The organism is Pseudomonas sp. CGJS7 (assembly GCF_036961695.1).
The window spans coordinates 21326-27427 of record NZ_JBAMDI010000138.1 but is presented as its reverse complement, the minus strand read 5'-3'; the positions used below and the strand labels follow the sequence as shown (position 1 = coordinate 27427).

The following is a 6102-nucleotide window of genomic DNA, read 5'->3' as shown; positions in this document are numbered from 1 at the left end:
CACGCAAATTACTGACCCGCTTCGCTCAGGATCAACTTGCCATTCTTGTCCAGCGGAATGGTCGATCCCGGCTCGCGATCCATCTTCACCTTGCCTACCTGATCACCGATGGAATAGGTCACGTTGTAGCCCACCACCTTCTCGCTGATGTCGTTGACCGTGTTGCAGCGAGTTTGCGTGGTTGTGTAGGTATCACGCTCCTGCATGCCTTCCTGCACCTTGTTACCGGCATAACCACCACCGACCGCACCGGCCACCGTGGCAATCTTCTTGCCGGTGCCACCACCGATCTGGTTACCCAGCAAGCCACCGGCCAGCGCACCCACGACGGTGCCGGCGATCTGATGCTGGTCCTTGACCGGCGCCTGGCGCGTAACGGTAACGTCCTTGCACACTTCGCGCGGGGTTTTCACCTGTTGCTTGATCGGCTGCACGTCGGTGACCTGGGCATACTCAGGCCCCTTGTTGACCAAGCTGTAGGTCGCGACAGCACCTCCGGCAGTCACACCGACAGCACCCAGTACCGCACCCACCAGCATTGATTTGTTCACGTGGACCTCCTGATCGTACCAGCGGGCATCAACCCGCGCTTCTCCCAGCCTTGGAGCAAAAAAAAAGGCGCGAGTTCAATACTCGCGCCTTTTACACCGCCAGGCGGTGATGGACTAGCCCTTACGGACGATCATCCACACCCTCGGCCTTGGTCGGCGGGATCAGGTCTTCGCTGTTCAGGTTCAGCCAGATCAGCACCACGTTGGCGATATAGATCGACGAGTAGGTACCGGCCATGACACCAATGAACAGGGCGAGCGAGAAACCGAACAGGTTGTCACCCCCGAAGAACAGCAGCGCAGCAATGGCCAGCAAGGTCGAAACCGAAGTGGCGATGGTGCGCAGCAAGGTCTGGGTGGTGGAAACGTTGATGTTTTCGATCAGCGATGCCTTGCGCATGACGCGGAAGTTTTCACGTACCCGGTCGAACACGACGATGGTGTCGTTCAGCGAGTAGCCGATGATCGCCAGCACCGCTGCCAACACCGTCAGATCGAAGGTGATCTGGAAGAACGACAGGATACCCAGGGTCACCACCACGTCGTGGATCAGCGAAACGATCGCCCCCACGGCGAACTTCCACTGAAAACGGAAGGCCAGGTAGATGAGGATACCGCCCAGGGCCAAGAGCATGCCCATGCCACCCTGGTCGCGCAGCTCTTCACCGACCTGCGGGCCGACGAACTCGACACGCTTGACCGTGGCCGGGTTGTCACCCCCGGCCTTTTGCAGCGCAGCAGCGACCTTGTTGCCCAGCTGCGGGTCATCGCCTGGCATACGCACCAGCAAGTCAGTGGTAGCGCCAAAGCTCTGCACTACCGCCTCGTGGAAACCGGAGTCGACCAACTCGGCACGCACTGCCTTGAGGTCGGCCGGGCGCTCGTAAGTCAGCTCGATCAGCGTACCACCGGTGAAGTCCAGGCCGAAGTTAAGGCCCTTCTGCCACCAGCTGAACAGCGCCAGCACGGTGAGGAGCACGGTAATGGCGAACGCGACATTGCGCACGCCCATGAAGTTGATGGTTTTCATCGCAGCTCCCTCAAACCCACAGCTTCTTGATGTCACGCCCGCCGCAGGTCAGGTTGACCATTGCGCGGGTCACCATGACGGCGGTGAACATCGAGGTGAAAATCCCGAGGGACATGGTAACCGCAAAGCCTTTGACCGGGCCGGTACCCATGGCGAACAGGATACCGCCGACCAGCAGGCTGGTCAGGTTGGCGTCGATGATCGCGGTGTACGCACGATTGAAGCCTTCGTGGATGGCACGCTGCACCGACATGCCGGCTTTCAGCTCCTCGCGGATACGCGAGAAGATCAGCACGTTGGCGTCCACCGCCATACCCATGGTCAGCACGATACCGGCAATACCCGGCAGCGTCAGGGTAGCGCCCAGCAGCGACATCAACGCCAGCAGCAGGACCATGTTGCCCGCCAGGGCGATGGTGGCGATCACGCCGAAGCCGCGGTAGATGGCGATGATGAACAGCGAGACGAACAGCATGCCCCACAGCGACGCATCGATACCCTTGGTGATGTTGTCAGCACCCAGGCTTGGGCCAATGGTACGTTCTTCAGCGAAGTACATCGGCGCAGCCAGACCACCGGCACGCAGCAGCAGGGCCAGCTCGGACGATTCGCCCTGGCCGTTCAGGCCGGTGATGCGGAACTGGCTGCCAAGCGGCGACTGGATGGTCGCCAGGCTGATGATTTTTTTCTCTTCGACGAAGCTTTGTACGGCAACGTCCTTCTCGACGCCGCCGACGGTTTGCTTGACGTAGCGGGTAACCGGCTTCTGCTCGATGAAGATCACCGCCATGCTACGGCCGACGTTGCTACGGGTAGCACGGCTCATCAGCTCGCCACCGTGGCCATCCAGGCGAATGTTCACCTGCGGGCGGCCATGCTCGTCGAAGCTGGCCTGGGCGTCGGTAACCTGGTCACCCGTGATGATCAGGCCCCGCTCGACTGCGGCGGAGCGGCCGCCCTCACGGAACTCGAACACCTCGGTAGTGGCCTTGGATGCACCCGGTTCGGCACCGAAGCGGAACTCCAGGTTGGCCGTTTTACCAAGGATACGCTTGGCTTCGGCAGTGTCCTGCACGCCTGGCAGCTCGACCACGATACGGTTGGCGCCCTGACGCTGTACCAGAGGCTCTGCCACACCCAGCTCGTTCACGCGGTTGCGCACGGTGGTGAGGTTCTGCTTGATCGAGTATTCGCGGATCTCGGCGACTTTCGCCTGGGTCAGCGCCAGACGCAGCACCGCAAGCTCGTTGCGATCGGTGGTGGTCAGGTCGAAATCATTGAAATTCTTGCGGATCAGGGCACGTGCCTGTTCGCGGGTGGCATCGTCAGCGAAGCCCAGCATGATGCCGCCATCCTGCTGAGGCAGGCTGCGGTAGCGGACGCGCTCTTTGCGCAGCAAGGTCTTGACCTCGCCTTCGTAGACTTTCATGCGGGCAGTCATGGCCTTGTCCATGTCCACTTCCAGCAGGAAGTGCACACCACCAGACAGGTCCAGGCCCAGTTTCATCGGGCTTGCGCCCAGGTTGCGCAGCCATTGCGGGGTAGTCTGGGCCAGGTTCAGGGCCACGACGTAATCATCGCCCAGTGCCTTGCGCACTACATCCTTGGCTGGCAGCTGGTCTTCCTGATTGGTCAGGCGGATCAGCCCGCTGCCCTTTTCACCCAGGCTTGCGCCCTTGACAGCGATCTTGGCATCGACCAGCGCCTTGCTGACGCGATCAAGGTCGGCCTGATTCACCTGCAGCGCCGAGCTGGCACCGCTGATCTGTACCGCCGGGTCATCCGGGTAGAGGTTGGGAGCGGAATAAATGAAACCGACCACCAGTACCAGCACGATCAGTGCATATTTCCACAGAGGATATTTGTTCAGCATCACGCCGCCCGTTCAAGACGCGGGGCGCGTTGCGCGCCCCGACTGGAAAATAAAACCGGTAACTCAGATAGCCTTGAGCGTACCTTTTGGCAGGGTCGCAGCAATGGCACCCTTCTGGAACTTCAGCTCGACAGTGTCGGACACTTCCAGCACCACGAAGTCATCGGAAACCTTGACGATCTTGCCGGCGATGCCGCCGTTGGTGACAACTTCGTCACCTTTCTGCAAGTTGCTCAGCAGGTTCTTCTGCTCTTTCGCGCGCTTGGCCTGCGGGCGCCAGATCATCAGGTAGAAGATGACCAGGAAACCGACCAGGAAAATCCACTCGAAGCCGGTACCGGCTGGGCCAGCGGCAGGTGCTGCAGCGTCCGCGTATGCGGCGGGGATGAAGAAGCTCATTGGGCACTCCTAATGTAATTTTCTAATAATGGATGCGGACAGTCAGTCCAAGGGCGGTACAGGAAGCCCGCGCTTGGCGTAGAAGGCGTCGACAAAGGCGGCCAATTTACCCTGTTGAATAGCCTCGCGTAAACCGGCCATCAAGCGCTGATAATGGCGCAAGTTGTGGATGGTATTCAGCATGCTGCTCAGCATTTCGCCGCATTTGTCCAGATGATGGAGATAGGCGCGCGAGAAGTTGGTGCAGGTATAGCAGTCACAGGTCGGATCCAGCGGCGATTCATCGTGACGATGGAACGCATTGCGGATCTTGATCACCCCTGTATCAACGAACAGATGACCGTTGCGCGCGTTACGCGTCGGCATCACGCAGTCGAACATGTCGACGCCGCGGCGCACACCCTCAACGAGATCTTCCGGTTTGCCTACCCCCATAAGGTAACGAGGTTTGTCAGCAGGCATCTGGTCCGGCAGATAATCCAGCACCTTGATCATTTCGTGCTTGGGCTCGCCCACCGACAGGCCGCCAATGGCCAGGCCGTCGAAACCGATGTTTTCCAGGCCTTCCAGCGAGCGCATGCGCAGGTCCTGGTACATGCCACCCTGGACAATGCCGAACAGCGCTGCGGTGTTGTCGGCATGGGCGTTCTTCGAGCGCTGGGCCCAGCGCAGCGACAGCTCCATGGAAGTGCGTGCCACATCGTGCTCGGCCGGGTACGGGGTGCACTCGTCGAAGATCATTACCACGTCCGAGCCCAGGTCACGCTGAACCTGCATCGACTCTTCCGGGCCCATGAACACCTTGGAACCATCGACCGGCGAAGCGAAGGTCACGCCCTCTTCCTTGATCTTGCGCATGGCCCCCAGGCTGAATACCTGGAAACCACCGGAGTCGGTGAGGATCGGGCCTTTCCACTGCATGAAATCGTGCAGGCCGTTGTGCTTCTTGATCACCTCGGTGCCCGGACGCAGCCACAGGTGGAAGGTGTTGCCGAGGATCATCTCGGCGCCGATGGCCTCGATGTCGCGTGGCAGCATGCCCTTGACCGTGCCATAGGTCCCCACTGGCATGAATGCCGGGGTTTCCACGGTGCCACGTGGGAAGGTGATGCGACCCCGACGGGCCTTGCCGTCGGTGGCCAGCAGTTCGAAGGACATTCGACAGGTGCGACTCATGCTTGATCCTCGGGCCCGCGTGGCGCCGGATTGCGGGTGATGAACATGGCATCACCGTAACTGAAGAAGCGGTACCCATGCTCGACCGCCGCTGCGTAGGCAGCCATGGTCTCGGGGTAGCCGGCGAAAGCCGAGACCAGCATCAGCAGCGTGGACTCCGGCAGATGGAAGTTGGTGACCAGGGCATCGACCACATGGAACGGCCGGCCCGGGTAGATGAAGATGTCGGTGTCGCCACTGAAGGCCTTGAGCACGCCATCACGCGCGGCGCTTTCCAGCGAACGCACACTGGTGGTGCCAACCGCGATCACCCGACCACCACGGGCCCGGCAGGCCTCGATGGCATCGACCACATCCTGGCCCACTTCGAGCCACTCTTTATGCATGTGGTGGTCTTCGATCTTGTCGACCCGCACCGGCTGGAAGGTGCCGGCGCCCACATGCAGGGTGACGAAGGCGCGCTCGACGCCCTTGTCGGCGATCTTTTCCAGCAGCGCCTCGTCGAAGTGCAGGCCTGCGGTAGGCGCGGCAACCGCGCCAGCGCGCTGGGCGTACACGGTCTGGTAGCGCTCACGGTCGGCGCCCTCGTCCGGGCGGTCGATATAGGGCGGCAACGGCATATGGCCGACACGGTCGAGCAACGGCAGCACCTCTTCGGTGAAGCGAAGCTCGAACAGCGTGTCATGGCGCGCGACCATTTCGGCCTCGCCACCGCCATCGATGAGGATGACCGCGCCTACCTTGGGCGCCTTGCTGGCGCGCACATGGGCCAGCACCCGGTGGCTGTCGAGTACGCGCTCGACCAGTACCTCCAGCTTGCCGCCGGAGGCTTTCTGGCCGAACAACCGCGCCGGGATCACCCGGGTGTTGTTGAACACCATCAAGTCGCCGGGGCGCAGATAGTCGAGCAAGTCGGGGAATTGCCGGTGCGCCAGCGCGCCGGTAGGCCCATCGAGCACCAGCAGACGGCTGCCATGGCGCTCGGCCAACGGGTGGCGGGCGATCAGGGAATCAGGGAGTTCGAAGGAAAAATCGGCGACGCGCATGATGATGTTCGGTTCGGCAGGGCCAGG

6 protein-coding genes are annotated in these 6102 nt (G+C 61.3%); all 6 read right to left on the bottom strand.

What is annotated here, in order from left to right:
• Window positions 1-8 precede the first annotated feature (8 nt).
• The 6 genes from V7787_RS44690 to queA all read right to left on the bottom strand — a co-directional run bounded on the left by V7787_RS44690 (window position 9) and on the right by queA (window position 6075).
• Window positions 9-551, bottom strand: coding sequence for a glycine zipper 2TM domain-containing protein (locus V7787_RS44690; protein WP_003248550.1), 543 nt, complete (start codon window positions 549-551; stop codon window positions 9-11).
• A 121-nt stretch (window positions 552-672) separates the two neighbouring features.
• On the bottom strand, window positions 673-1581 hold the full coding sequence (gene secF / locus V7787_RS44685; RefSeq protein ID WP_012051244.1) for a protein translocase subunit SecF: 909 nt from the start codon (window positions 1579-1581) through the stop codon (window positions 673-675).
• A 10-nt stretch (window positions 1582-1591) separates the two neighbouring features.
• Window positions 1592-3454 carry a protein translocase subunit SecD gene (gene secD / locus V7787_RS44680; protein WP_012051243.1) on the bottom strand — a complete coding sequence of 621 codons (1863 nt, stop codon included), beginning with the start codon at window positions 3452-3454 and terminating at the stop codon, window positions 1592-1594.
• A gap of 63 nt (window positions 3455-3517) precedes the next feature.
• Window positions 3518-3853, bottom strand: coding sequence for a preprotein translocase subunit YajC (gene yajC / locus V7787_RS44675; RefSeq protein WP_003248556.1), 336 nt, complete (start codon window positions 3851-3853; stop codon window positions 3518-3520).
• A 42-nt stretch (window positions 3854-3895) separates the two neighbouring features.
• The gene (gene tgt, locus V7787_RS44670) at window positions 3896-5011 is read right to left on the bottom strand and encodes a tRNA guanosine(34) transglycosylase Tgt (RefSeq protein ID WP_003248558.1); all 1116 of its coding nucleotides are present in this window, start codon (window positions 5009-5011) and stop codon (window positions 3896-3898) included.
• Between the two features lie 14 nt (window positions 5012-5025).
• A complete protein-coding gene (queA, locus tag V7787_RS44665) occupies window positions 5026-6075 on the bottom strand; it encodes a tRNA preQ1(34) S-adenosylmethionine ribosyltransferase-isomerase QueA (protein WP_004576301.1) in 1050 nt (349 codons plus the stop codon).
• Window positions 6076-6102: the final 27 nt, after the last annotated feature.

What these genes read in the sequence shown, in the direction of transcription:
- secF (WP_012051244.1), bottom strand. Translation starts at nt 1,581, where the DNA reads ATGAAAACCATCAACTTCATGGGCGTGCGCAATGTCGCGTTCGCCATT.
- secD (WP_012051243.1), bottom strand. Translation starts at nt 3,454, where the DNA reads ATGCTGAACAAATATCCTCTGTGGAAATATGCACTGATCGTGCTGGTA.
- queA (WP_004576301.1), bottom strand. Translation starts at nt 6,075, where the DNA reads ATGCGCGTCGCCGATTTTTCCTTCGAACTCCCTGATTCCCTGATCGCC.
- yajC (WP_003248556.1), bottom strand. Translation starts at nt 3,853, where the DNA reads ATGAGCTTCTTCATCCCCGCCGCATACGCGGACGCTGCAGCACCTGCC.
- tgt (WP_003248558.1), bottom strand. Translation starts at nt 5,011, where the DNA reads ATGTCCTTCGAACTGCTGGCCACCGACGGCAAGGCCCGTCGGGGTCGC.